Consider the following 527-nt stretch of genomic DNA (forward strand, 5'->3'; position numbering starts at 1 on the left):
TCACTGTGATGGACCATGCCCGCAGGGACCGGCGTTCCGGCCTGGTCCCGGCGCCAGAGCGCCATCTTCAAGGTGGTGAGCACCATGTCCGTGTCCTTGACCGTGGAGCCGTGCCAGCCCACGATCGCCCGGGAGAAGACATCAATCGCGAAGGCCACATACGCAAAGCCGGCCCACGTTCTGACATAGGTGAAGTCGGTGACCCACACGGCGTTCGGCCGGGCCGCGGTGAAGTCCCTGTTCAGCAGATCCGGGGCCCGCTGGGAGTCCTTCGCTGGCCTACCGGCTCCGGGTTTCCGGCCCCGGACGAGGCCGTTCATGGCTTCATCCCCCATGAGCCGGTCCACGGTACATCTGGCCACGTCGTGGCCCTCTCTGCGCAGCCAGGCTGTCATTTTCCGCCGCCCGTACAGGGACTCGGGTTTCTCCGCGGTGTCTTTCAGCGCATCGACGATAGCAGCGTCCGTGACAGTCCGGACAGCGGGTGCTTTGGATTTCCAGGACCGGTAAGTCCGCGGGGCGACCTG

1 protein-coding gene is annotated in these 527 nt (G+C 65.7%); it reads right to left on the reverse strand.

The annotated features are described in order from the left end of the window. The coding region (locus tag BJG92_RS07955; RefSeq protein ID WP_232083492.1) for a DDE-type integrase/transposase/recombinase at positions 1-527 on the reverse strand (527 nt) is incomplete at both ends.

The organism is Arthrobacter sp. SO5, from assembly GCF_020532805.1.
GTDB lineage: Bacteria > Actinomycetota > Actinomycetes > Actinomycetales > Micrococcaceae > Arthrobacter.